Source organism: Flavihumibacter rivuli, from assembly GCF_018595685.2.
Classification (GTDB): domain Bacteria; phylum Bacteroidota; class Bacteroidia; order Chitinophagales; family Chitinophagaceae; genus Flavihumibacter; species Flavihumibacter rivuli.
This window is the reverse complement of the sequence record NZ_CP092334.1, coordinates 2,736,278-2,760,450: the sequence shown is the minus strand read 5'-3', so window position 1 is coordinate 2,760,450 and position 24,173 is coordinate 2,736,278. Positions and strand designations below refer to the sequence as shown.

Below are 24,173 nucleotides of genomic sequence, written 5' to 3'. Positions count from 1 at the left end.
AATAAGATTGTATCAGTAATGCGTAAATATTGAGCACCCTGAATCCTGCCAATCGGTAATTTCAAACGGCGATTGCCTGAACGAATGGGTGGTTTCATTGTGTCAGATTGACTATATGAAATGGAAAGGTTATATTTGGCAATCTGCCTGGGCGCAGCCAGCCCATGTTCGAGTCAGCATAACCAGACTTCAAAAATAGAAACGCAATGTTCAGATCCTTAGCAGCCATCGCCTTGATTATTATGGCCGGCGCCCTGACGCTTAGCATGCCATCCTGTTCCAGTCGCCCTGGAAAGCCCAGGCTCCTGGTCTTCAGCAAAACTGCAGGTTTCCATCACCAATCCATTGATGATGGTATTGTGGCCATCAACAAGCTCGGTAAAGAGAACGGCTTTGAGGTGGATACCACTACCAATAGTGAGTATTTCACGGATGATAGCCTGAAGAATTATTCGGCTGTGATCTTCCTCAGCACCACGGGTGATGTGCTGAACAACTACCAGGAAGCGGCATTTGAACGATACATCCAGGCTGGCGGGGGCTATGTGGGCATCCATGCCGCCGCGGATACCGAATATGAATGGGGCTGGTATGGCAGGCTGGCGGGAGCTTATTTCCTTGACCATCCCGGCATCAACGATACCTTCCCGAATGTGCAACAGGGAACCCTGCATGTGGTTGACCGCGAGCATATTTCTACCAAACATCTCCAGGAAACCTGGACCAGGACCGATGAGTTCTACAGCTTCAAGAAGATCTCCAAGGACCTGAAGGTATTGGTGACCGTGGATGAGAAGACCTATAATGGCGGTAAGAACGGTGACAACCATCCCATTTCCTGGTACCATGAATATGATGGTGGTCGTGCCTTCTATACCAACCTGGGCCATACCAAGGAAACCTTTACCGAAGAGCCATTTGTAAAACATCTGCTGGGAGGTATCCGGTATGCCATCGGCAAGAACAAGAAGCTGGATTATTCCAAGGCCCGTACGCTGAATGTGCCGGTGGAAGAGCGATTTACCAAGACCATGCTGGTAACAGGTGAGTTTTTTGAACCCACTGAAATGACCGTTTTGCCCAACCTCGATATCCTGGTAGCGCAGCGCAGGGGTGAGATCCTGTTGAAGAAGCAGGGCGATTCTACTGTTAAGCTGGCCAAAATGCTGAATGTCTATTGGAAGACCAATACCCACGGGGTGAATGCTGAGGAAGGGGTATTGGGCATCAAGGCCGATCCCAACTTTGAGCAAAACAGGTTTGTTTTCGTTTACTATAGCCCGATAGATACTTCTGTCAACAGGCTTTCCCGCTTTAAGCTGGTGAAGGATAGCCTGGTGGAGGAAAAGACCATCCTGGAATTGTATTCGCAGCGCGAGATCTGTTGCCATACCGGTGGATCCATTGCCTTTGACAAGGACGGATTGCTCTACCTCTCTACCGGTGATAATTCAACGCCCTTCGATGAACCCAAACAGCCCTATGTGAACCATGGTTTTGCACCATTGGATGACCGTCCGGGCCATGAGCAGTATGATGCCCGCCGTACTTCCGGTAATGCCAATGACCTGCGGGGGAAGATCCTCAGGATCAGGGTGAAGGATGATGGCAGCTACGAGATCCCTGAAGGTAACCTCTATCCCAGGGGCACAGCAGGAACAAGGCCCGAGATCTACGTGCAGGGTAACCGTAATCCTTACCGCATTTCCATTGACCAGAAGACGGGCTACCTCTATTGGGGTGAAGTAGGTCCCGATGCCGGCAATGACAGTATTGGATCAAGGGGCCCCCGCGGTTATGATGAAGTGAACCAGGCAAGAAAGGCAGGCTTCTTTGGTTGGCCATTGTTTGTCGGTAATAATTATCCCTATAACAGTTATGACTATGCGACAGGAAAATCCGGTCCTGCATTCGATCCGGCCAGGCCGATCAATGATTCCAGGAACAATACCGGTATAAAGGAACTACCACCTGCGCAACCCGCATTTATCTGGTATCCCTATGGTGCATCCCCTGATTTCCCGCAGGTGGGAACAGGCGGACGCAATGCCATGGCCGGTCCAGTGTACTATACCGATATGTTCCCCAAGGAAACAAGGATGCCTGATTATTTCAATGGCAAGCTCATCATCTATGACTGGATCAGGGGTTGGGTGAAGCTGGTGACCATGCAGGAGAATGGCGATTTTGACAAGATGGAACCCTTCATGCCCAATACCAAATTCAATTCATTGATCGATATGGAAGTCGGACCCGATGGCCGGTTGTACCTGCTGGAATACGGCAGCGGTTGGTTCAGTAAGAACCCCGATGCGGGCCTGTCCAGGATCGATTACAATGCCGGTAACCTTTCACCCAAGGTCGGTGATATCAAGGTAGAGAAGCTTTCCGGCGCCCTTCCCTTCAAGGTAAAGGCAACAGTGGAAGCCAGGGACCCCGAGCGTGGTAAGCTGACCTATATCTGGGACCTGGGTAATGGCGAGAAGAAGGAAACGACAGCGCCTGTATTGGAGTATACATATAATAAGATCGGGGATTATGCGATCAATGTGGAAGTGGTAGACGACCAGATAGCTGCAGTGAAGAGCAAGCCCGTTGATGTGTATGCAGGAAATGATGCACCGGAGGTGAGTATCCAGATCAAGGGTAACCAGAGCTTCTATTTCCCCGGCAAGACCGTTTCCTATGAAGTGAAGGTGAATGATAAGAATGATCCCACCGCAGCCACTGACCTGTCAGGCCTGCATGTGTCAGCCGATTACCTCGAAAGCCCCGACAAGGCAGGAGCCAATATGGGTCACCTCCAAATGTCGGAGATCACGGTTGGCAAGAGCCTGGTACAATCGCTCGATTGTAAGGCCTGTCATAAGGAGAATGAGAAATCCATCGGTCCTTCCTATTTCGATGTTTCCAAACGCTATAAGGGTCGAGCAGATGCGGTGACCTACCTGGTGAACAAGATCAGGAAAGGGGGTTCTGGTGTTTGGGGTGAAACGGCGATGTCGGCCCACCCCGACCTGAAGGAATCTGATGCCCGCCAGATCGTAGCCTGGATCCAGTCGCTTGCGGCCGATGCCAACAAGCAGGCCTCACTGCCGGCAAGTGGAACAGTAAAGTCAACCCTCGAGAAGAAACCTACTGACAATGGGGTATTGATCCTCTCTGCCAGTTATACCGATAAGGGCGGAAACAATATCAAGCCATTGACCGGCGGAACATCTGTTACCCTGAAGAGTGCGAAGATCGCCCTGGGTGCAGTTACTACCATGAAGGAATACTCGAAGTTCAACTACAACGGAATGGACCTCATGATCGTGCCCAAGGCGGAAGGCTATTTCAGTATTGATGGCATTGACCTGACCAGTGTGAATGCAGCGATGATGATCATTGCCTATCGTGAACCACCAGCCAAACCATTTGTTTTTGAAATGCGATTGGACTCACCCACCGGTACCAAAGTGGGAGAAGCTACCTTGAACAGTGGTTTGCCGCCTGCAGGTAAGACAGGATTTGGAGGCACGGCCATCAACTTCATGATCAGTCCGGTGACAGATGGTAAATTGCACAACTTATATATCGTGAGCAAGGCGCTGGATCCCAATGAACCGGCAATAGTGGCTATCCAGGGCTTGCAATTGATAGCTAAATGAATGGAATAAAAACAAGGAATAAACATGAGAATCGGGTTAAGGTTATTTTTTATTGGTTTGATGCTGGCGTTGGGTTCGATGGTCATTGGCCAGCAAAGTGATGTGATCCGTGGAGTGGTAAAAGATAAGGACGGGAAAGGCGTAGCGAACGTAATCGTCCACCTGTTGAACAGTAACCGTTGGGTAGTAACGGACGCGAATGGCAGTTTCAGTTTTTCGGGTATAGCTGCGGGTGAGTACACCCTTGAGTTGACCAGGATTGGGTATGCAGCACAGACCCATATCCTTGCTGCAGGCCAGGCGGGTGATGTTTCCATAGTGCTGAATGACCAGTCGGTGCAACTGGACGGGGTGGTGGTGACCGCCCAGAAAAGGGAGGAAGTATTAAACCGTACACCAGGAAGCATCACGGCCCTGAACGGGAAGGAGGTACAGGCATATAGATTATGGAATACAAAGGAGCTCACGGCAATCGTTCCCAACTTTTATGCCAATAACTCGGGTGATGAACGCAATGTGGTGTCGATCCGTGGCATTACAACCACCTCCTATGACCCGGCCGTTGCAGTATATGTGGATGGGGTGAACCAGTTCAGCCTGGATACCTATATTCCCCAGCTTGCGGATATTGATCGCATTGAAGTCTTGCGCGGTCCACAGGGAACCCTGTATGGAAGGAACGCCATGGGTGGCGTTATTAACATCATCACGAAGCAACCGGGTAATACCACCAATGGCTTTGCCGAAGTGAGTGTGGGCAATTACAATATGCAGCGTTATGCAGCAGGTATCCGCACGCCATTGGTCAAGGACAAGCTGTTCTTTGGTGCTTCTGCAGTGTACCAGACAAGGGATGGGTATTACACCAATGATTTCAATGGCCGTTCCTTTGATGACCAGTCTGCCCTGACCGGGAATTATTATTTGCGTTTCCTGCCAAGCGATCGTTGGGCCTTTACCCTTAATGTGAAGCACCAGAATAACCGCAACAATGGCGCATTCCCCATGGTGTTTGGAACGGAAGAGGCATTTGGCAATCCCTATAAGCTCAACCAGAATGCGATCGGCAAGATGGTGGACAATACCCTGAATGCTTCACTGGATATCCGATATGATGGCAAGGGATTCCTGTTCAACTCCCAGACCGCATACCAATCCAACCACCGTTATTATGAATCCCCGATCGATGGTGATTTCTCCCCATTGGATGCGGTAGAAGTGATCAATGATTTTGGCTCCGACTGGAACAAAGTGAAAGTGTTCACGCAGGAGTTCAGGTTCAGTTCACCCACCGGTAAGTCCTCCCGGATGAAATGGGTAGCTGGTTCCTATTTCTTCCATCAGCAAAACCCGGTGAAGCAGGCCACCCATTTTGGGGAGGATGCTGAAATGCTGGGTGCACCCATGACTAATTTTTCTACCATCAATACTTCAACAGGCAAGAATACAGGTGTATCACTATTTGGCCAGTTGGAGTATGCCCTGACAGCCAGGTTATCATTGACCGGAGGCATGCGCTACGATTACGAATCAAGGAAGCTGCAGGTTTTGGGTGAGTTCCAGCCGGATGGTGGGGATGCTTTTGTTACCCAGCCCGATACGGCTGCAACGGCTAACTTCAGTGCCTTGTCACCGAAGCTCGGCCTTGCCTTCAAGCTGAATGATCATAGTAACCTCTTCCTGAATTACAGCAGGGGCTTCCGTACGGGCGGATTAACCCAATTGTCTTCCGACCCGTCACAGCCGCCTTTGTACCCTTATGACCCGGAGTATAGCAATAACATAGAGTTGGGATGGAAGAACCTCTTCCGCAATGAAAGGGTTCGCCTTAACCTGACAGCCTTCTATACCACCGTGAACAATGCCCAGGTACCTACACTGGTATTGCCGGATGCTATTACGGTGACCAGGAATACCGGTGAACTGGAGAGCAAGGGATTTGAAGCGGAACTGGCAGCCAAGCCGATCAGGAACCTTGATGTGCAGTATAGCTTCGGTTATACGGATGCATCCTATCGTTCATTAAAAGTTTCACAGGGTGGGGATGAGGTTGACCTTGGAGGAAAGAAACAACTCTTCACACCTGATGTCACTTCCATGCTGATGACGCAGTACAGCCTTCCGCTGGTAAAGGAAAAGCAGGTATCATTGGTAGGTAGGGTTGAATGGTTCTACCTGGGCCAGCAGTATTTCGACCTTGGCAATTCCATTCGCCAGGATCCTTACCAATTGCTGAATGCCAGGTTGGGTGTGAGTTCCAGGAAGATCGATTGCTTCTTCTGGGTAAGGAACCTCACTGGCAGGGAGTATATCGCTTACGCGTATGATTTTGGGGCCGTCCACCTGGGCAATCCCAAGACCATTGGGGTTACGGCTACAACAAGGTTTTAATAAAACTGCGTATACAATTGAGAATGCATTCGCAAGCCAACAGCTTGCGAATGCATTTTTTAATTTTTGGTCAGGTTGACTTTCCGGAAAGCAACAGGTGCACCTTCAGCCTGGATGGCGATCTGTCCCTTTGTTGCCGTGGCATTGAATCCTTCATTGACCAGGATGCCATTCACCCAAACCTTGACGGAGTCTTCCATGCAGCGGATGGTCATGGTATTCCATTCGCCCAGCGGCTTTTCTGATCCATCGGTAAGGTTGATGATCCTTCTTTCCTTGCCTTCTATAGTTCCCCATTTATCCTTAGGTCCCCTTCTTTTTTCCATATCCGGAACACTGATGTCTTCACCGATGCACCAGAAATCACCGGCATTCTCATGCATCATTTGCACTTCAACTGATTTGGGGAACATCTTATACAGGAACCTTGGTGTGGAGGCATGCACCAAAACTCCGCAGTTACCCGGCTTGCCAATGAAACGGTATTCAATATCGAGGGTGTAGTTACTGAAGACTTCGTTGGTGATGAGGTGGCCCCTTGGTTCGCCATTGCTGATCAGTTCCCCGTCCTTAACAAAAAATGGAATTTGGAGATTGGCCACTGTATCCATAGCCGGGACATCTGCATGCCATCCGCTAAGGTCCTTGCCATTGAAAAGGGCTGACGGTTTCCCGCCTGTTTTGGAAGGAGTGCTGCAACTGAACAGAAGTATACCAAAGGCCAGGGGTAGTGCTGCGAAGGCTTTTCTGCTCTGGGTATTCATGGGTGTTTATTTTTTATTAAAGTTAGCGCTCCATCCTTAAACAATATTATTCCTCGTCTTCAGCATTATGCTACTCTCTGGCGCTGGTTGACAATTCACTCCCGTGATCCTGCAGTTCACTCCCGTTCCCATATCCATGTGCAGGATCTGTTGTTGTTATTACCAAAATGCATCTCATGAAAAAGATATTCTTCAAAAGCCGTCTTCTCCTCGCTATGCTGGCACTATCTGCCACTATGTTCACCGCTTGTGATGATGATAATGACAACCCGGAACCAGACCCAGGTAATCTTTCCATTGCTGAGGTAGTGGACAGGGATACCAGTTTCTCCATCCTGAATGCGGCCATTGCCCGTGCGGGATTGGCTACAGCACTGGATGCCCCCGGCAATATCACTGTATTTGCGCCTGATAACAGTGCCTTCAGGGCCGCAGGTATTACTGCCAGTGTGATCAACGGCCTTCCACCTGCAGATGTGGCCGGTATCTTATTGTACCATGCAGTAGGGGCTGCCGTTCCTTCCGGTTCTGTTCCTGCGTCTGATAGCGTTAGGACCCTGGGTGGACAATTGCTTTTCGCTTCCAAGAATGCGAATGGTGTATTCGTTAATGGTATTGGCGTGAAAACAGCAGATGTGAGCGCCCGCAACGGTATCATCCATGTGATCAATGGGGTGCTGATGCCACCAACAAAAACGATCGCTCAGATCGCCATCGATAACCCTAATTTCTCCATCCTGGTTGCAGCTGTAGTGAGGGCAGGATTGGCTGATGAACTGTCCGCAGCCGGTAAGTATACCGTGTTTGCGCCCACCAATGCAGCTTTCAATGCCGCCGGCTTTAACAGTCCTGCTGACATCAATGCCGCTGATAGCCTGACTGTAGCCAATATTGTTCGCCAGCACGTTATTGCCACTAACGTATACGCCAGTGACCTGAGCAATGGCGCAACTGCTCCTACCATTCGCACAGGTACATCACTGACCGTAGGAACCAACCCTCCGGGAGTGAAAGTAACGGGCAGTGCCAGTCCCCAAAGCAATGTGGTGACCACCACACCCGGTGCTACCTTCAACATTACCGCTACCAATGGTGTTATCCATGTTGTCGACAGGGTGATCCTTTGATAGTGTATCCCAACCGTTCCTTCAATGAACCATTGAAGGAACGGTTCTATTAACCCCATACTATGTTTGCGTACCGGTACCGATACTTGTTCATGCTTTTACTTGGAGCGTATTCTTTTCTCAATACGCTCTTTGCAGAAGTGTATGACCGGTACCAGATCAATACTTCATGGTATGTGGCATTGCTGGCCATGCTTTTGATCACCATTGCCGTATGGGAATCCAACAGGCTGGTGGAAAGATGGCTGGCCTCCAGGAAGGATATCCTGCATCCATGGAAATGGTTGGGCCTGCTCTTTGTGACCGGTGCCATTCTCAGTGTACTGCTGTCTTACCTCATCATTACACTGTTGGGGAGGTTTTCCCCGGCACTCCATTCGGACGGCCTGAATGTTGCCCGTAAACTCGGCATCATGTATGGCACCAGGATCAATCTTTTTCTCCATACCCTCAATGCCATCTCCTTTTTCTCCGAGGCCTATCGCCAGAAGGACCGTGAAGCAGAAAAATTGAAGCGTGATACCGTGCAGGCCCAACTGCAGGCTATAAGGAACCAGGTGAACCCGCATTTCCTCTTCAATAACCTGAATGTGCTATCCAGCCTGGTGATCAAGGACAATCCGGAAGCAAATGCCTTCATAGAATCTTTTTCCAGGGTTTACCGCCATATCCTGAAAACCCAGGAGAAAGAACTGGTTGACCTGCAATCAGAACTGGATTATATCCAGTCTTATATCTTCCTGCTACTCAAGCGGTTTCCCGAAAGTTTATCCGTTTCCCTCCATGTGCCCGAGGCCTACCTCAAGGCCGGTATAGTACCCAGTGCCCTCCAGATGCTGATCGAGAATGCCATCAAGCATAACATATTGTCGAAGCAAAATCCCCTTCAAATTGATATTGCAGTGAACGGAATGGACAGTTTGGTTGTTAGCAATAACCTTCAGGTGAAAAAACAGGTGGAAGAATCTACCCAGGTTGGACTCCGGAATATAGCCAGGCGCTATGAATTGGTGACCGGCAAGTCCATCAAAGTGGTTAGGGATGATTCCATCTTTAGTGTGCACCTGCCATTGATAACCTAACTGATCCTATGCGTACATTGATTGTTGAGGATGAGCAACTGGCAACAGAGCGAATCAAACTGTTATTGCAGGAAGTTTGTCCTGAAGCCCAGATCGTTGCTTGTACAGACTCCATTGAGGAAACAGCACAATGGCTCCGCAACCAGGCTCCTCCAGACCTGATCTTATTGGATATCCATCTTGCAGATGGCAATGCTTTCGAGCTTTTTGGAAAGGTGGATATTTCCAGTCCGGTCATCTTTACCACTGCCTATGACCAGTATGCCATCCAGGCATTCAAGGTCCTGAGTATCGATTACCTGCTCAAACCTGTAGAGAAGGACGCCTTGTATGCTGCGATCCGGAAACTACAATTGTTGAAACAATCTGCACAACAGGTTACCGATTACTCCCCCTTGCTGGAATTCTTCCAGAGAAGTAAGAAACCTTACAAAAGCCGCTTCCTGGGTAAGATCGGGAATAAGAGCTTCTTCATAGATATCAGTGATGTCGCCTATTTCATGGCAGACAACAAGATCGTTTACTTATTTACGCATGATGGTTTACGTTATATCATTGACCATACACTCGAACATCTTGAAACTGTCCTGGATCCCGGCCAGTTCTTCCGGGCCAACCGCAGCACTATTGTGCATGTGAGTGCGATCGAACAGGTAAAGCCTTATATCAACAGCAGGCTGAAGCTGACCATCAAATCAGGTACTGGTAAGGATGAGTTGATCGTAAGCAGGGAAAGGGTAACAGATTTCAGGTCATGGGCAGACAGTTAAAGTAATGGGTATGCGATTAAGTTTCATTGTGGTATTCTTATTTGTTGCTTTGGGATTGGCTGCGCAATCCAGGACGGAGGATGTGGTATATCTCCAGAACGGGAGCAGTATGCGTGGTAAGGTCATTGCAGATGATGGGAAAGGGATAACCATACAGACCAAGGATGGCAGTGTATTCGTATTGAGGAAGGATGAAGTGGTAAGGGTAGCAACAGAACCTGCTTTTGGTTCTTACCAGTATAAGGAAAAGGGGTTCAGCCATTTTACGGAACTAGGGCCTCTGGTGGCAGGTAAGACCACCATTGATGGCGTAACCACTGCGGCTTTTTCCTTCCAGACGGTGAATGGGTATAAACTGAACCAGTATGCATTTACCGGGCTCGGTGTTGGGGTAGATCTTTACGCTACCCAGACCATCATCCCGGTGTTCGGTAGTTTCAGGGGTGATATCCGCAAAGATGGATCAGTCATTCCCTTCTATTTCCTGGACGCGGGATATGGCTTCAATATTACCCAGAACTCTTCTGCCGGTGAAGATTTTAAGGGTGGCCTGATGTATGCAGCAGGATTGGGCATGAAGATCCCCTTCAACAGGACGGCAGGTTTCCTGCTCAGTATGGGCTACCGCTACCAACGTTCTGAATACCTTCAAAACAGCACTACTAAAACGGTTACCTATAGCCGACTCGCTATCCGCGCCGGCTTCTTTCTGTGAGCATAATGCACTTGTTGGGGCAAATGCTTAAATTAGGAGAGAAGCTTCTATTATGCGCGCGATTATTCTATCCTGTTTGCTTTTCCTGGTTATTAATGTGATGGCACAGATCACTCCTGCACCAGACCGCAAGGATGGTGAAGGACCCTGGCCCCAGCTGATCATCCGGGGTGCTATCCTGATCAATGGAACAGGGGCCCCTCCCATTGGTCCCGTCGATATTGTCATTGAACGAAATAGGATCGTGCAGGTAGCAACAGTAGGCTACCCGGGCGTGCCGATTGACAAGGCAAGGCGACCGGTCTTAATAAAGGGGGGCAAGGAGATCGATGCCGAAGGCATGTATGTACTTCCCGGTTTTATTGATATGCATGGCCATATTGGCGGCAAGGATCAGGGAACTCCTGCAGAATATGTCTTCAAATTGTGGATGGCGCATGGTATCACCACCATCAGGGACCCGAGTTGCGGAAACGGGTTGGATTGGGTCCTGCAACACAAGCAGAAGAGTTTGGCCAATACCATTACGGCGCCCAGGATCTTTGCCTATACTGCATTTGGCCAGGGAGCAAAGCAGCCCATCACCACAGCCGAACAGGCTATTGAGTGGGTGAGGGATAATGCCCAGAAAGGAGCTGATGGGATCAAATTCTTTGGTGCTGCACCGGCAGTTATTGATGCGGCCATCAGGGAGAACAAGGAACTGGGATTGCGCAGTTGTTTCCACCATGCACAGATGGATGTTGCCCGTTGGAATGTATTGCATTCTGCCAGGGCAGGACTAACCAGTATGGAGCATTGGTATGGCTTGCCGGAAGCCCTATTCACGGATCGCACCATACAGGATTATCCGCTCGATTATAATTATGGCAATGAGCAACACCGTTTTGAGAATGCCGGTAAACTTTGGAAACAGGCTGCAGCCCCCTATTCCGACCATTGGAACAAGGTGATGAACGAACTCCTTTCCCTTGATTTCACGCTAGACCCAACCTTCAATATCTATGAGGCCAGTCGCGACCTGCATCGGGCAAGAAGGGCTGAGTGGCATGAATGGTATACCCTTCCCTCCTTATGGAAATTCTACAGTCCCAGCAGGATCTCGCATGGATCCTATTGGCATAACTGGGGAACAGAACAGGAAGTGGCCTGGCGGGAGAATTACAGGCTCTGGATGAGCTTTGTGAATGAATACAAGAACAGGGGAGGGCGTGTCACCACCGGTTCTGATAATGGATTCATTTACCAGTTGTATGGTTTCGGTTATATAAGGGAGTTAGAATTATTGCGGGAGGCCGGCTTCCATCCATTGGAGGTGATCCGCAGCGCAACCTTGTATGGTGCGGAGGCGCTTGGGGTCGATAAGGAACTGGGTTCAGTGGAAGTAGGAAAGTTGGCCGACCTGGTGATCATTGATGCCAACCCGCTGGAGAACCTGCAATACCTTTACGGAACAGGAGCTATTGTGCTTGACAAGGACAATAAGGTGATGCGGAAAGGAGGGGTGAAGTATACCATCAAGGACGGCCTGGTATATGATGCAAAAGCCCTGCTGGCAGATGTAAGGAAGATGGTGGAACAGGAAAAAAAACGGACCGGGTTTGTGATCACCCAGCCCGGTATGGAATAAATGTTTTCGGATCGTCGATCAGAACGCCATGGGTTGCTTCAATACTACATTACCCTTGGCATCGAGGATATCGAGTGTAAAGCTCCTGACCACCAGGCCCAGGACAGGTATAATGGTCTTTCTGCCAATGGTTGTTCCCTCAATGGTATGGGTCTGGCCATTGTCCAGGTGGAGTGTCAGGCGAAATGCCCCGACTTTCTGTCCCCATTCAATCCATTCCCGTAATTGGATGAATTGGATAGTGGCCGGCTTGTCAAGGGTAACGGTCAATCCATTTCCTCCCCCTGCTGGTACATGGTAGATCCCTTTCTTCCTGGCAGTCTTCGAATAGGTTTTACCGTTAGTAGGCCAGCTGTACTTCGTGAGGTCAGTGGCAAGGATGTCATTGGCAAAGGTTTTTTCCCTGAGCTGCCTGAAACCCATCAGTGCTGCGGAGTCATTGGGATGGATCAGTCCCCTGCGGTCGGGCGGAACGTTCAGCAAAAGATTAGCGCCACGGCCAACGGATTGCAGGTAAATGGTAAACAACTTTTCCGGGTTCTTTACTTTGTCATCTTCTTCAGGATGGTAGAACCAACCCGGCCTGATGCTCACATCCACTTCTGCAGGTATCCAGTGCTTACCGAACTTGTTGCCCTGGTTGAGGGTGTCTGTGACAGGTGCGCCATGTCCCCTCTTGAAGCCTGCGGTATCCAATAAGTTCCAGTTGGTCTTTCCGGCAAAGCCCTGTTCGTTGCCCACCCAGCGGATATCGGGACCGATATCACTGAAGATGACCGTATTGGGGGAAATTCCCCTGATGGTCGACTCAAAGCGGGCAAAATCATATTCCTGTTTCTTACCGTTGGGGCCTTCCCCATTCGCGCCATCCCACCAGAGTTCCCAGATAGGGCCATACTTGCTGAATATTTCTTTCATGGTGTTGATGTAAACTTCATTGTATTCAGGGGTGCCATAGGCGGGGTGGTTGCGGTCCCACGGTGATATATATACGCCAAATTTCAATCCTTCTTCGCGGCAGGCAGTTGATAGTTCCTGCAATACATCACCCTGGCCGTTCTTCCATTTGCTTTCCCTGACGGTGTGCTGGGAATATTGACTTGGCCAGAGGCAGAAACCGTCATGATGCTTGGCAGTGATGATCAGTCCCTTTGCCCCGGCCGCCTTTGCGATCCTTGCCCATTGCCTGCAATCAAGTGCACTGGGCTGGAAACTGTCAGCCGGTTCATCACCATCACCCCATTCCTTGTCAGTAAAGGTATTGGGGCCAAAATGAAGGAAGAGGTAGAACTCCTGTTCATGCCAGGCCAGTTGCTGGGAGGTAGGGGTTGGACCTACCTTCTCAAGCGCCTGGCCATAGCCTGCAATGCAAAGGGAGGAGAAGAGTACAAGGAATAGATGTCTCATGCAAGGGGATTGTATCCTGAAAATACTACTAATCCACAGATTTACGGGCGCGCAGCATTTCCCGCTTGCCGGGTGGACCGGGGATCTTCTCCACCTTGAATCCTGCTGCCAGTAATGCCCTTCTTACATCCCCTTTGGAACAGTAGGTAACCAGTATGCCCCCCGCTAAGAGATGGTTGAACAGGTTGGTGAAAACCCCAGGAGTCCATAATTCGGGTTGGGCATTGGGGGCGAAGGCATCGAAATAAATAAGGTGGAATTTTTTTTCAGATTGGAAAGATAGAAGGGAGCTTGATGACTTGAACAAGGTAAACCCTTGTGTGATTCCAACCGGCTCATCCCATGCACAGCTGTGCATGGTAGCAAAGGGGCCTTCCAGGGTGCTGTCATTCAAAAGGGCAGCATAATTCAGGGATCCCGCCATAGTAGCCGATAGCGGATACCTCTCCAGGCTTTCATAGTATACCTTCCGGCCTTTGCTATGCTGGAGGGTAAGCAATGCATTGAGTCCTGTGCCAAATCCCATTTCCAGGATATTGATGCATTCGGGTTCAGCTTCACCTTTCACCTTGTACCCTTCCAACAGGGCTTCCCATCCCGCCTGGATGAATACATGCATGGATTCCTGTATGGCGCCATGCCTGGAATGATAGGTGACGTTCATGTCAGGAATGGCAATGGTATGTGATCCATCGGAAGTAACCTGGAGCTTTCTTTCCATCCTGCAAATTTGGGGAAAAGCTGGCAAAGGGTTTGTACCAATACTGCAGTAGTGGGATAAGCGGTGATGGGTTTTACCTGCTATCCGTTAATTTTAATCATGTCATACCTGGATCATCTTTCAAAGGATAAGAAACTGGCCAAGGCCCTCCACAATGGCCCCTTCAAATTAAAGCAACAAATGAAGGTTTACCTGCATTTGTGTGGGTCTATCATGAGCCAGCAATTGTCCACCAAAGTAGCGGATGTCATTTGGAAACGTTTCCTCGCGTTATTTCCCGATGGTGAACCGACACCGGAAGCCATACTGGCAGTGCCGGCTGAAACCCTGCGCGGTATCGGTCTTTCCAACGCCAAGGTTTCCTATGTGCAGAATGTGGCGCGCTTTGCTATTGAACACGGCATGGAATGGAAGCAGCTGAAGAAGATGAGCAATGAGGAAGTCATCGGTCACCTCACGCAGATCAAGGGGGTGGGCCGTTGGACGACGGAGATGTTGCTGATGTTTGCCCTCGGGCGTGAGGATGTTTTTGCGATCGATGACCTTGGTATCCAGAATGCCATGAAGCAATTGTACAAACTGGATGATTCCGATAAGAAAGCTTTCAGGGAGAAACTCCTGAAGATCTCTGCGAAATGGTCGCCCTACCGGACCTATGCCTGCATGCATTTGTGGCGATGGAAAGACGGGGAATGAGACCCCGATGAGGTACAGAATTAAAGAATTGAACCTTCTGGGGGCCGAATACTAATCATGTAAAGGTGAATTACAAAAGCCCGCATTCGCGGGCTTTTGTATTAAGTTTCATGATGGAAGAAAAATGAAAGGTTCATATTCATCGGGGTCCCTTTTAAGAGCTACGGTGTACCCACATTTATTTTAACCCCAGCGGGGTCTCCCGAAGGGGACCCCGATGTATAAAAGGCGAAATATTAATGCATCCAACAGTTAAGCTAATCTTTCAACTACCCGTTGGTCATAAGACACAACGGGGGCGACGGAGGCTATTACATATTATCACCACATAGGCCTTCTCTTCGAGAGTCCCCGATTGATCTCCATCCCACATTCATCAGGGTCCCCTGCGGGAGACCCTGATGAGGTGAAATGAAAGGTTCATATTCATCGGTGTCCCTTTTAAGAGACCCTGATGGGGTAGTATTTTGCAGCTTCAACTAATATCCACTGGTTGGCGCAAAAATCACATTTTCACACCTCGTCCGCCGAAGCCTTAGCGTAGGCAGGTCTCCTATTCACACCGTGCCCTCGTAGCGCAGCGGAGAGGGTGTCCACATCTCCACATCCCTCCCCTGGTTAGCGTACTACCTCACCAGCTTCAACTCCCTGATCAGGTTGCTGGCACCACCTAGCTTATCTATGCACCACAGTACGTAGCGAACATCAACACAGATGGTACGGTTGAGGTCCTTGTCGAAGGCGATCTTATGGCTGAGGGCTTCGTAATTGCCATCGAAGGCAAGGCCAATCAGGTTGCCATTGGCATCCAATACCGGGGAACCAGAGTTGCCACCGGTGATATCGTTGGTGGTGATAAAGGATACCACCAGGTCATTCCGCTGCTTGTCGATGTATTGGCCATAATCCTTTTTGGCGGCAAGTTCCAGCAAGCCTTTTGGCAGGTCGAACTCATAATCACCCGGCTTGTATTTCTCCAGCACACCCTTCATGGTACATACATAATCGTATTTAACTGCATCGCGGGGCTGGTAGCTTTTTACATTACCATAACTCACGCGCATGGTAAAGGTGGCATCCGGATACATTTTCTTTCCCGGATTCATCTGCATGATCCCTTTCAGGTAGAGGCGGGCCAGCTCATTGTTCTGGGTATTGAACTGCTGGAAGAAGGGCATATACTTGCTGTTCCAGTTCTTCAGGAAAGCAGAGGCATAAGCAAAGGCAGGATCTTCCTGGATAGTGGCGGGATTCTTTTTAAAGGCTTCCCATTTGGCATCATTGAAGATGGCTGTGCCTTTGAAAACGTCGGTTGCCCATTTACGGTAGGTGGCATCATCCTTCAGGTCGCCATAATTTCCCTTCAGGTTCTCATAGAAGCCAATGGGATGCTGGTTCTTGTCGATATCATTATAGAACATCTGGGCTGTTGTAGCCAGGATGCGGACATCACTCTCCTTGTTCTCTGCTTCCAGGAATGCCTTTCTCCTTTCTTCTGCATCATCCAATGCCTTCTTCAAGTCTTCTGCCTTGGTATTGGGTGTTGCGGCCAGCCTTTCAATATTCATGAGGGAGGCGGCGAATGCGGCCAACGGTGAACCCATTACGCCCTCATTGATGTACATCCTGTGTTTGGCGTAGGGGCGCCATGATGCATAGGCTTTTTCCCAGTCGCTGAAGATGTCCTTGTATTCAGGTTTGTCCTGCGCCCATTTGATGAAGGCGGCTTCTTCCTTTGCCTTCTGGTCGGCAACTTTGTACTTCAGTAATTGCTTGCTCTCGCCATCGAAGAATTTCCAGTAGTTGGCAATACCTGCGAAGTCCGATGCCAGTTTCAGTTTCACTGCCGGATCCTTCTTCATTTCTTCCAGCATATACTTCAGGCGGATATCGCGCAACCCAACCAGTGAAGGGTTCTCAATATCGGTCTTGAGCTTCACACCATAGGAGGTCTCATAACGGTTGGTAGAACCGGGATAACCGAAGATCATGGCGTAATCCCCATCCTTCACCCCCTTGATGGATACCGGCAGGAAATGTTTGGGCTTCAGGGGAAGGTTGGTGGTTGAATAGTTAGCGGGATTGCCATCTTTGTCAGCATAGACCCTGAATACGGAGAAATCCCCCGTATGCCTTGGCCATTCCCAGTTATCGGTGTCGCCGCCGTATTTGCCGATGCTTTCGGGTGGGGTGCCCACCAACCTTACATCATTGTAGCGTTGGTAAACAAAGACAAGAAACTGGTTGCTTTTGAAGAGTGGACTGATCCGGGCTTCTATGCTTTTGGCCGGATCGGAGAATCGTGCATTGATGGAAGCTATGACTTCTGATTGCTTTTTGGCACGTTCAGCACCTTTCAGGTTGCCCAGCTCGGCCTCTACTTCCTTAGTCACATCCTCGATCTTCAGCAGGAACTGCACACTCAATCCATGCGAGGGAATCTCTTCCTGGAAGCTCTTGGCATAGAACCCATCCTTGAGGTAGTTGTGTTCCACCGAGCTGGCAGATGCGATGGCATCATAACCACAGTGGTGGTTGGTAAAGATCAGGCCGGAACCGCTTACGATCTCACCGGTACAGCCACGGCCAAAGATCACGATCGCGTCCTTGATGCTGGCCTTGTTCATACTGTAGAGTTGATCGGCACTAAGCTTCAAGCCACGTTTCACCATGTCGGCATAGACCTGTTTGCCCAGCAATAAAGGCAGCCACATGCCTTCGTCGGCATAGCTGCGCAGCAGGGTAAAAGACAAAACAATCGCTGCGAGTATTCTTTTCATTCGAATGGAATTTTGGATAGGCAAACCTACAAGAAAATTCAACATCCAATGGGCGTTGCGGCTGTCCGTTGGTGGCTTGCCAGCCCCTGATTTGGGCAGCCTTGTTTTTCAGTATGCAACGATTCCTTATTTTCCCTCATCTGTTATCCAAACCATTTGAACCATGATACTGACTACTACCAACACCATTGAAGGCCGCCCCGTTCAGCAATACCTGGGGGTGGTGACTGCTGAGACCATTATCGGTGCTAACGTGATCAAGGATATTTTCGCCGGCCTGCGTGACTTTTTTGGTGGCCGCTCCGGCACTTATGAAAGGGTACTCCAGGAGGCCAGGGAAACCGCCCTGCGCGAGCTCATGTCCAAGGCCAATTCGGTGGGCGCTAATGCAGTGGTGGGGGTTGATTTTGATTTCGAGACCATCGGTGCGAACGGAAGTATGCTGATGGTGATCGTGAGTGGAACCGCTGTTAGGGTATAATCTCTAGGCATTTTACATTTTGACAGTGCCGGGACCATTGTCCTGGCTTAGCTCCCGGGATCCTGTGATCAATTGGTCATGGTGGTCCCGGGTTTCTTTTTGTCCGTTCGTTTGATCAGCCGGGACTACACAGGATTCCCCTTCGCAACAGGGCAAGGCATTGGTGCCGCATACCGGGCATTGGTAATGGCTATGAACGAAGACCAGGGTAACTGCGTGGCCACAGAAATAACAAAGCTGGGGTGTCATGGTATAAAATTAAGGCAGCGGATGGGTAATGGAGCGCAACAAGCGGTTCAATTTCGGCTGCACATTAAGTCGCTTATCCATTCTTTTCAGGGTGGTATCGGATATGAACCAATTCATGGTATAGGGTTCCTTTGCCGGCTGGTCTCCCGGTTCGGTGATATCCCTGTACAAATGGATGGGGTAATACCTGGCCTTGCTGACCCCGGCTGAATCGGGCCGCTTGTTCAGGTCCCGCGTATAGGTTTCCATCCTCCGGTCATTGACCGTTGTCTGCATATCATAGGCGCCAAGGATGGTCAGCAATGGCGACAAAAGATCATTCTTGAATGAGCCGATGCGGGATGGGTTGATATTTCCTTGCGGACTGTTGGTGATGTGCAGGACGATGATCTCCAGTTTGCGCATCCTTTCCTTCAGGATCTTATCACTGGTGGTATCGCTCACCAGGGTCATGGCCCGGATCATTTCCTGCATGAAGCCAGCCCCCGAATTATCAAAATAGCCGCCATCTACATAATATTCAGGCCTTAGTTTTCCTGTAGTATCGGGTTGCTGCCTGTTACGCAGTTCCAGCCTTCCCGCGGGGCTGATGAAGGGGAACCTGGCGCCCAGGATTGCAGCTGTACTTAACCGTAAGGAACGGTCACCGGGCATCCATTGCAAAAGGTCTTCCCTTCGGTTATACAAGCCGGTATCCAGCCTGATGGTTGCAATCACGGCGGGATTGCCATCCTGTACCCGGGTGGTATTGATACAAAGGATGGGGTAGGGGTGGTATTTACCCGACTGGCTGATGCATTGGTCAATGTAGAGATTTTCCGGTAGCAGTGATCCCCCGCTTTTTGCATTTGCTGATTCGAAAGCCTTTTCCAGTGCATAGGCCCTGTCCTTGTTGTTGACCATCCACATGAGGGGAGGTATATAGTTGAAGAAGTCATTGCCCAGCATCCTCGCCAATGTAAAGGTGAGGAAGTCCTGGCGCAGATAGCTTTTGGCCTCTTCCTCAAATTTCGGTTGTTGGTTGCCGTTATTTTTCAGGACCTGGGCATAGAAGGTAGCCAGCCCAACGCCACCGCCCGATGTACCAGACATCGCAAATACATGCCGGGAGAAAGGGTCCCCGGTGGCGATCCTTGAACTGTCTTCCAGTCGCCCCAAAACGGATGCCACCCAATACGCTGCCCTGGATGCACCGCCATTGGCCAATACCATGTACACAGGGTAGCGTTGCACACTGTCGATCTCGGGTCGGTTACTGACAAATCGCCTGAAGTATTCTGCAATGGATTGCCGTTTCAGCAGCACATCCTTATCTACATTCCTCCCGGCCAGGCTCACCGTTCGAACCCTGTGTAACTCCCTGGTGGGAAGGAATGCAGCCAGCAGGAAGACGATAAGGTGCAGGTTGATCCTGAATTTCACCGATAAGACGGTAAGGATATTTCCAAACCCCAGCAGTACGGAAAAGGCAAGGATGATGAAGGGGACAGGCCCGATGGCTGTGCTGGTCGGGTAGTGTACGATAGCAGCAATATAGATGATGAGTCCGGTGAGGCTGATCAGGTTGAACCAGAAGAAATAATTGAATTCCTCCCTTGGAAAATGGAGGAAGCGCATCGTTTCTGATCTGAGCCGGCCAATGCCCTTTAAGGTGGCTGGTCGCTCATCCACTGTTGTTTCCTCGGGTGGGCGCTGCAGCCTTTTCCTTCTCAGGTTGATGTATAGCATGTAGAACAACAGGAAAAGGGAAAGCAGCAAGGCTACCATCCTATAGTCGGTAAAGAGTTTCCTGTACACCAGGAAAGGAATGAGCAACAGAATGGTTATACCCGTGATCCATTGCACGACCTTGAGTCGTTTGGCGAGGGTTTCATTTTCAATGATCCTGATAAAATAGCGGTCCACCAGCCAGCAGGCGAGAATACCTGCAATGATGGCAACAAAAGGGTTCTGGTAGATTAAGGATTGGGGATAGGCCAGGTTGGCATAGACCGTGATCATGGTGACCAGGCAGCCATAGCCGATCAGTCGTGGCATTCGGTGCCTGAACCTCAGTTCCATGGCAAATTTTTCCTCGTATTGCTGGTCGGTCAGTTTGGGATTGACATGATGGAGGTAACGCTTATGCTCATAGGTTTTTGTATAGGAAATGATGCGCGAGGAATACCAGCTTACATATAACCAGAAACTGATGGCAATGATAAAGGTGTACTTATTGAGAAGTGCCGGGCCAAATGCACCACCGGTTTCCGTGAAGGTCACCAGGATATCCCTTCCCTGGCCAAGCTGGGTAAAAGAGATAATGGCCAGCCCAAGGAAGATCACTCCGGGAAAGTAAAGCCAGGTTGACCTGAACAGGTTGGAGAGGAAACGGATGGGTTTGTTCTTCAACCAAATGATTGACCTGGCCAGTTTGGGATGCATGCGGAAGACGATTGGTATTCCCCAATTTACAAACTTGTCTGCCTATTACAAATGGATCAGCTTTGTTACTGGTTCAATACCTTCCAGAGCAGGTCCTTCAATTCCGTCAAACCCTGTTGGGTAACCGAGGATATGAAAACATGTGGAATGTCTGCCGGCAATTCCTTGGCAATGGCTGCTTTCAGTTCATCATCCAGCATATCGCTTTTGCTGATGGCGATCACGAAATCCTTTTGCAGCATCTCCGGGTTGTATTCCTTCAATTCATTGAGAAGGATATTGAATTCCTTCCGGTGGTCGGCACTATCGGCCGGGATCAGGAAAAGAAGGATGGCATTGCGTTCAATATGGCGAAGGAAGCGATGGCCAAGTCCCTTGCCTTCTGCCGCACCTTCAATGATACCGGGAAGGTCAGCAATGCAAAAGGAACGGCCATTGCGGTATTCTACCATCCCCAATTGCGGAGACAGGGTGGTGAAGGCGTAATCAGCAATTTTGGGTTTGGCTGCGGTGATGGTGCTCAGCAATGTAGATTTCCCTGCATTGGGAAAGCCTACCAGCCCAACATCGGCCAGCACTTTCAATTCCAGGATCTTCCAGCCTTCCTCTCCCGGCTCACCCGGCTGTGAATGCTCCGGAGCCTGGTTGGTAGGGGTGGCAAAGCGGGCATTTCCCAATCCCCCGCGTCCGCCGCGCATAAGGATCAGCTCCTGGCCATCTTCCAGGATCTCGGCTTCCAGTTCACCGGTCTCTTCATCACGCGCAATGGTTCCGAGCGGAACGTCGATGTAAACATCTTTCCCATTCCTTCCGGTACAGTTGTTCCCGCTTCCACTCTCCCCGTTCTCGGCAAGGATATTCTTGAAATACCGCAAATGCAGTAAGGTCCAAAGGTTCTTATTTCCCCTCAGGATAATATGGGCGCCACGGCCGCCATCACCCCCGTCCGGACCGGCTTTCGCGTTGAATTTGGTACGAAGGAAATGCTTGCTGCCTGCGCCACCATGGCCACTGCGGCAGAATACCCTGATCTGATCGACAAAATTGCTTTTTTCTGACACTTGCGTTACTGATTGTCTGCGAAGGTACAGCATTGCCAAGGATTAGGGAAGTTTGCCTCCCTATAGGGTGCTTCAGGACTGTCCCTTTTCCTTTTTGATCTGTTGCCAGGTGGTGTACAGGAGTTCCTGTTGGGGCCTGTTGGCCGGTAATGCAGTAAGGGGTTCACAGGGTTGCCAGTATTGCTGCATCTCAGCAGGCAGGGCCTGGTAAAGGGCCGTTCCACTCGTCTTCCAGGCGATCATATCATCCGACACTTCCTTGATGATCTTTGCCGGGTTGCCCGCCAGTAAACTGCGAGCCGGTACCCTGGTCCCTTCCTTTACAAAGCTCATGGCGCCCACAATACACTCATCCCCTAATTCAACATTGTCCATTAATACGCTATTCATCCCAACCAGGCAATTGCGCCCGATCTGTGCACCATGGACCACCGCACCATGACCAATATGCGCACCTTCCTTCAGGAGAACTGTAATGCCCGGGAACATATGGATGGTGCAGTTCTCCTGCACATTGCACCCGTCTTCCAGTACAATACCGCCCCAGTCGCCGCGAAGGGCTGCGCCCGGACCGATATAACAGTTCCGGCCAATGACCACATTGCCCGTAACCGTGGCTTGCGGATGCACAAATGAACTGGGATGGACAACCGGTATGAATCCCTTGAATGAATAGAACATACTGCAAACTACAAACAAGTAGGTACTTACAAAGGTATAAATTCAGCTATACCTGCCGTATTTGTAAGTATCGCAGGTAAACTGAATTGGAAATTCTTTGTTATTTTCAATGGATCAATCTACCGGTTAGGGCATTCTGTAAACCAGTCAATGCAGAGCTTATGAGAAAATGCCCGCTTCCGCTCCAGACCGGATGCTTATTCCTGGCAATTTTTTTGTTACCACTTGTTGGTGTAACCCAGTCGGATCCTGACCTGGTGATGCTCATCAACAGGACCTGGGAAAAGAGTTACGTACTTTCCAACCAGCAACTGGAGCGGGAACTGACAAAGGAAGATGCGGCGCTGTTAAAGAAGAAATTTATTCCCACCCTATCTGTATCTGGAGGTTATGGCTATGAATTATCACGATTCAAGGTTGACCTTGACCCGACCACTATCCCCATCATCAATATTCCCCTATTCAGTGACGCTGCCAGCATCCCGACAAGGGGTAATGTATTGAACGGCGGTATCAACAGCCAGTTTGTACTTTTCAGCGGCGGTCAAATCCCCGCTGCCATAAAGGCCCTTGAAGCCAAGGAGAAAGCCCAGGCCATCATGGAGGATAAGACCAGGCTCGACCTTGCTGACGAGGTCATTAAGGCATATGAACAATTGCTGTTGTTACAACAGGTAGAAATAGTGCTGGAAGAAACGGCAAAAAGGCTGGATGCGGAGAAGATCTTGGTAGATCGGTCCATAAGTGCCGGATTAACTACACCCTATGACCGGAAGAAAATAGAAGCTGCCATGCTTGGGCTGGCTGCAAAACGCGAAGAAACTGCCGGCAAGCGGAATTTGCTGGTCAAACTCCTGCATACCTATAGTGGAATTGGCGTGGATACCATCAGCAAGTTCAGGGGTGCATTAATGCCTTTATTGGTCGATACTATAACCAATACTGTTGTGAACCGCCCGGAGGTAAAGGCGTTGGAGGCGTCCACAATAGCCCTGCAATTGAAGCAGAAAGCATTAAAGAAGGAGTTCGTGCCGAAAGTTGCCGGATTGGTAAGCCTTCAATATTTCAACCTGTTTGACATGAAGTTCAAAAGCCCACTTACAGACCGCGACCTGAAGTTGAATACTTTCCAGGCTGCTCCCCTCTTGTTCATGGGCGTTGGCTTCAAGTGGGAAGTTTTCAATAGTGGTAAAACCAGGAGTGAGATCAGGCAGGCTCAACTGGAGATCAAAAAGAACGCCAATACAAGAAGTGAAGCACTGGAGAAACTGGATCTGCTTTGGCAACAATCCAAACTGGAATACCAGGTAGCCAACCACAATATACTGATCAAGGAAAAGCAGGAAGAGATCAACAAGGATGCCCTTGACATAGCCACCAGGAGTTATCGGGAAGGCTTAATGGGGATCACAGAAAGACTGGCTGCTGAAATGGAATACCAGCAAGCTGTCCTGGATAAATGGCTGGCCATCCAGGCACAACGCAGGGCCGCGGTCCAATTGCTCAAATCAAACGGCACATTAAACCCTAAAATTTTTCAATGA

The 24,173-nt window shown here is 49.8% G+C and carries 18 protein-coding genes; 10 read left to right on the top strand and 8 right to left on the bottom strand.

What is annotated here, in order from left to right:
* Positions 1–206: 206 nt before the first annotated feature.
* Together KJS94_RS11810 and KJS94_RS11805 are read left to right on the top strand one after the other, a co-directional pair.
* Complete coding sequence (locus KJS94_RS11810; protein WP_239804150.1) at positions 207–3,650, top strand: ThuA domain-containing protein; 3,444 nt, start codon at positions 207–209, stop codon at positions 3,648–3,650.
* A gap of 24 nt (positions 3,651–3,674) precedes the next feature.
* On the top strand, positions 3,675–6,041 hold the full coding sequence (locus tag KJS94_RS11805) for a TonB-dependent receptor (RefSeq protein ID WP_214448868.1): 2,367 nt from the start codon (positions 3,675–3,677) through the stop codon (positions 6,039–6,041).
* Between the two features lie 59 nt (positions 6,042–6,100).
* Here the strand turns inward: KJS94_RS11805 and KJS94_RS11800 are convergent, their stop codons facing one another.
* Positions 6,101–6,805 (bottom strand): 3-keto-disaccharide hydrolase, encoded by a 705-nt coding sequence (locus tag KJS94_RS11800; RefSeq protein WP_214448867.1) that lies wholly within the window; start codon positions 6,803–6,805, stop codon positions 6,101–6,103.
* Between the two features lie 176 nt (positions 6,806–6,981).
* On the opposite strand from KJS94_RS11800, the gene KJS94_RS11795 reads away from it, so the two are divergent.
* From KJS94_RS11795 to KJS94_RS11775, 5 genes are all read left to right on the top strand, one after another.
* Positions 6,982–7,932 carry a fasciclin domain-containing protein gene (locus tag KJS94_RS11795; protein ID WP_214448866.1) on the top strand — a complete coding sequence of 317 codons (951 nt, stop codon included), beginning with the start codon at positions 6,982–6,984 and terminating at the stop codon, positions 7,930–7,932.
* A gap of 62 nt (positions 7,933–7,994) precedes the next feature.
* Complete coding sequence (locus KJS94_RS11790; RefSeq protein WP_214448865.1) at positions 7,995–9,014, top strand: sensor histidine kinase; 1,020 nt, start codon at positions 7,995–7,997, stop codon at positions 9,012–9,014.
* Between the two features lie 8 nt (positions 9,015–9,022).
* A complete protein-coding gene (locus tag KJS94_RS11785) occupies positions 9,023–9,784 on the top strand; it encodes a LytR/AlgR family response regulator transcription factor (protein WP_214448864.1) in 762 nt (253 codons plus the stop codon).
* 10 nt (positions 9,785–9,794) lie between these two features.
* The gene (locus tag KJS94_RS11780; RefSeq protein WP_214448863.1) at positions 9,795–10,499 is read left to right on the top strand and encodes a hypothetical protein; all 705 of its coding nucleotides are present in this window, start codon (positions 9,795–9,797) and stop codon (positions 10,497–10,499) included.
* A 52-nt stretch (positions 10,500–10,551) separates the two neighbouring features.
* Positions 10,552–12,129 carry an amidohydrolase family protein gene (locus KJS94_RS11775; protein WP_214448862.1) on the top strand — a complete coding sequence of 526 codons (1,578 nt, stop codon included), beginning with the start codon at positions 10,552–10,554 and terminating at the stop codon, positions 12,127–12,129.
* An 18-nt stretch (positions 12,130–12,147) separates the two neighbouring features.
* Here the strand turns inward: KJS94_RS11775 and KJS94_RS11770 are convergent, their stop codons facing one another.
* The gene (locus tag KJS94_RS11770) at positions 12,148–13,536 is read right to left on the bottom strand and encodes an alpha-L-fucosidase (RefSeq protein ID WP_214448861.1); all 1,389 of its coding nucleotides are present in this window, start codon (positions 13,534–13,536) and stop codon (positions 12,148–12,150) included.
* 28 nt (positions 13,537–13,564) lie between these two features.
* The gene (gene mnmC2, locus KJS94_RS11765) at positions 13,565–14,257 is read right to left on the bottom strand and encodes a tRNA (5-methylaminomethyl-2-thiouridine)(34)-methyltransferase MnmC2 (RefSeq protein WP_214448860.1); all 693 of its coding nucleotides are present in this window, start codon (positions 14,255–14,257) and stop codon (positions 13,565–13,567) included.
* Positions 14,258–14,356: 99 nt separating this feature from the next.
* Here mnmC2 and KJS94_RS11760 point away from each other — a divergent pair, with 99 nt between their 5' ends.
* The gene (locus tag KJS94_RS11760) at positions 14,357–14,953 is read left to right on the top strand and encodes a DNA-3-methyladenine glycosylase family protein (RefSeq protein WP_214448859.1); all 597 of its coding nucleotides are present in this window, start codon (positions 14,357–14,359) and stop codon (positions 14,951–14,953) included.
* 626 nt (positions 14,954–15,579) lie between these two features.
* Here the strand turns inward: KJS94_RS11760 and KJS94_RS11755 are convergent.
* Positions 15,580–17,733, bottom strand: coding sequence for a S46 family peptidase (locus KJS94_RS11755; RefSeq protein ID WP_214448858.1), 2,154 nt, complete (start codon positions 17,731–17,733; stop codon positions 15,580–15,582).
* Between the two features lie 163 nt (positions 17,734–17,896).
* On the opposite strand from KJS94_RS11755, the gene KJS94_RS11750 reads away from it, so the two are divergent.
* On the top strand, positions 17,897–18,214 hold the full coding sequence (locus tag KJS94_RS11750; RefSeq protein WP_214448857.1) for a heavy metal-binding domain-containing protein: 318 nt from the start codon (positions 17,897–17,899) through the stop codon (positions 18,212–18,214).
* Positions 18,215–18,226: 12 nt separating this feature from the next.
* Here KJS94_RS11750 and KJS94_RS11745 read toward each other — a convergent pair whose 3' ends face one another.
* From KJS94_RS11745 to KJS94_RS11730, 4 genes are all read right to left on the bottom strand, one after another.
* Positions 18,227–18,463: a hypothetical protein gene (locus KJS94_RS11745; protein ID WP_214448856.1), complete on the bottom strand. Its 237-nt coding sequence runs from the start codon at positions 18,461–18,463 to the stop codon at positions 18,227–18,229.
* A gap of 9 nt (positions 18,464–18,472) precedes the next feature.
* Positions 18,473–20,887: a hypothetical protein gene (locus KJS94_RS11740; RefSeq protein WP_214448855.1), complete on the bottom strand. Its 2,415-nt coding sequence runs from the start codon at positions 20,885–20,887 to the stop codon at positions 18,473–18,475.
* Between the two features lie 65 nt (positions 20,888–20,952).
* Positions 20,953–21,948, bottom strand: a complete 996-nt coding sequence (gene obgE / locus KJS94_RS11735) for a GTPase ObgE (RefSeq protein ID WP_239804149.1) — start codon at positions 21,946–21,948, stop codon at positions 20,953–20,955.
* A 72-nt stretch (positions 21,949–22,020) separates the two neighbouring features.
* Positions 22,021–22,629 carry an acyltransferase gene (locus KJS94_RS11730; protein ID WP_214448853.1) on the bottom strand — a complete coding sequence of 203 codons (609 nt, stop codon included), beginning with the start codon at positions 22,627–22,629 and terminating at the stop codon, positions 22,021–22,023.
* Positions 22,630–22,844: 215 nt separating this feature from the next.
* Here KJS94_RS11730 and KJS94_RS11725 point away from each other — a divergent pair, with 215 nt between their 5' ends.
* The gene (locus tag KJS94_RS11725; protein WP_239804148.1) at positions 22,845–24,173 is read left to right on the top strand and encodes a TolC family protein; all 1,329 of its coding nucleotides are present in this window, start codon (positions 22,845–22,847) and stop codon (positions 24,171–24,173) included.

Excerpts from the sequence above, each read along its gene's own strand:
- KJS94_RS11770 (WP_214448861.1), bottom strand. The coding sequence starts at position 13,536 with ATGAGACATCTATTCCTTGTACTCTTCTCCTCCCTTTGCATTGCAGGC.
- mnmC2 (WP_214448860.1), bottom strand. The coding sequence starts at position 14,257 with ATGGAAAGAAAGCTCCAGGTTACTTCCGATGGATCACATACCATTGCC.
- KJS94_RS11800 (WP_214448867.1), bottom strand. The coding sequence starts at position 6,805 with ATGAATACCCAGAGCAGAAAAGCCTTCGCAGCACTACCCCTGGCCTTT.
- KJS94_RS11760 (WP_214448859.1), top strand. The coding sequence starts at position 14,357 with ATGTCATACCTGGATCATCTTTCAAAGGATAAGAAACTGGCCAAGGCC.
- KJS94_RS11790 (WP_214448865.1), top strand. The coding sequence starts at position 7,995 with ATGTTTGCGTACCGGTACCGATACTTGTTCATGCTTTTACTTGGAGCG.
- KJS94_RS11750 (WP_214448857.1), top strand. The coding sequence starts at position 17,897 with ATGATACTGACTACTACCAACACCATTGAAGGCCGCCCCGTTCAGCAA.
- KJS94_RS11805 (WP_214448868.1), top strand. The coding sequence starts at position 3,675 with ATGAGAATCGGGTTAAGGTTATTTTTTATTGGTTTGATGCTGGCGTTG.
- KJS94_RS11780 (WP_214448863.1), top strand. The coding sequence starts at position 9,795 with ATGCGATTAAGTTTCATTGTGGTATTCTTATTTGTTGCTTTGGGATTG.
- KJS94_RS11755 (WP_214448858.1), bottom strand. The coding sequence starts at position 17,733 with ATGAAAAGAATACTCGCAGCGATTGTTTTGTCTTTTACCCTGCTGCGC.
- KJS94_RS11740 (WP_214448855.1), bottom strand. The coding sequence starts at position 20,887 with ATGCATCCCAAACTGGCCAGGTCAATCATTTGGTTGAAGAACAAACCC.
- KJS94_RS11810 (WP_239804150.1), top strand. The coding sequence starts at position 207 with ATGTTCAGATCCTTAGCAGCCATCGCCTTGATTATTATGGCCGGCGCC.
- KJS94_RS11785 (WP_214448864.1), top strand. The coding sequence starts at position 9,023 with ATGCGTACATTGATTGTTGAGGATGAGCAACTGGCAACAGAGCGAATC.
- KJS94_RS11775 (WP_214448862.1), top strand. The coding sequence starts at position 10,552 with ATGCGCGCGATTATTCTATCCTGTTTGCTTTTCCTGGTTATTAATGTG.
- KJS94_RS11745 (WP_214448856.1), bottom strand. The coding sequence starts at position 18,463 with ATGACACCCCAGCTTTGTTATTTCTGTGGCCACGCAGTTACCCTGGTC.
- KJS94_RS11795 (WP_214448866.1), top strand. The coding sequence starts at position 6,982 with ATGAAAAAGATATTCTTCAAAAGCCGTCTTCTCCTCGCTATGCTGGCA.
- KJS94_RS11730 (WP_214448853.1), bottom strand. The coding sequence starts at position 22,629 with ATGTTCTATTCATTCAAGGGATTCATACCGGTTGTCCATCCCAGTTCA.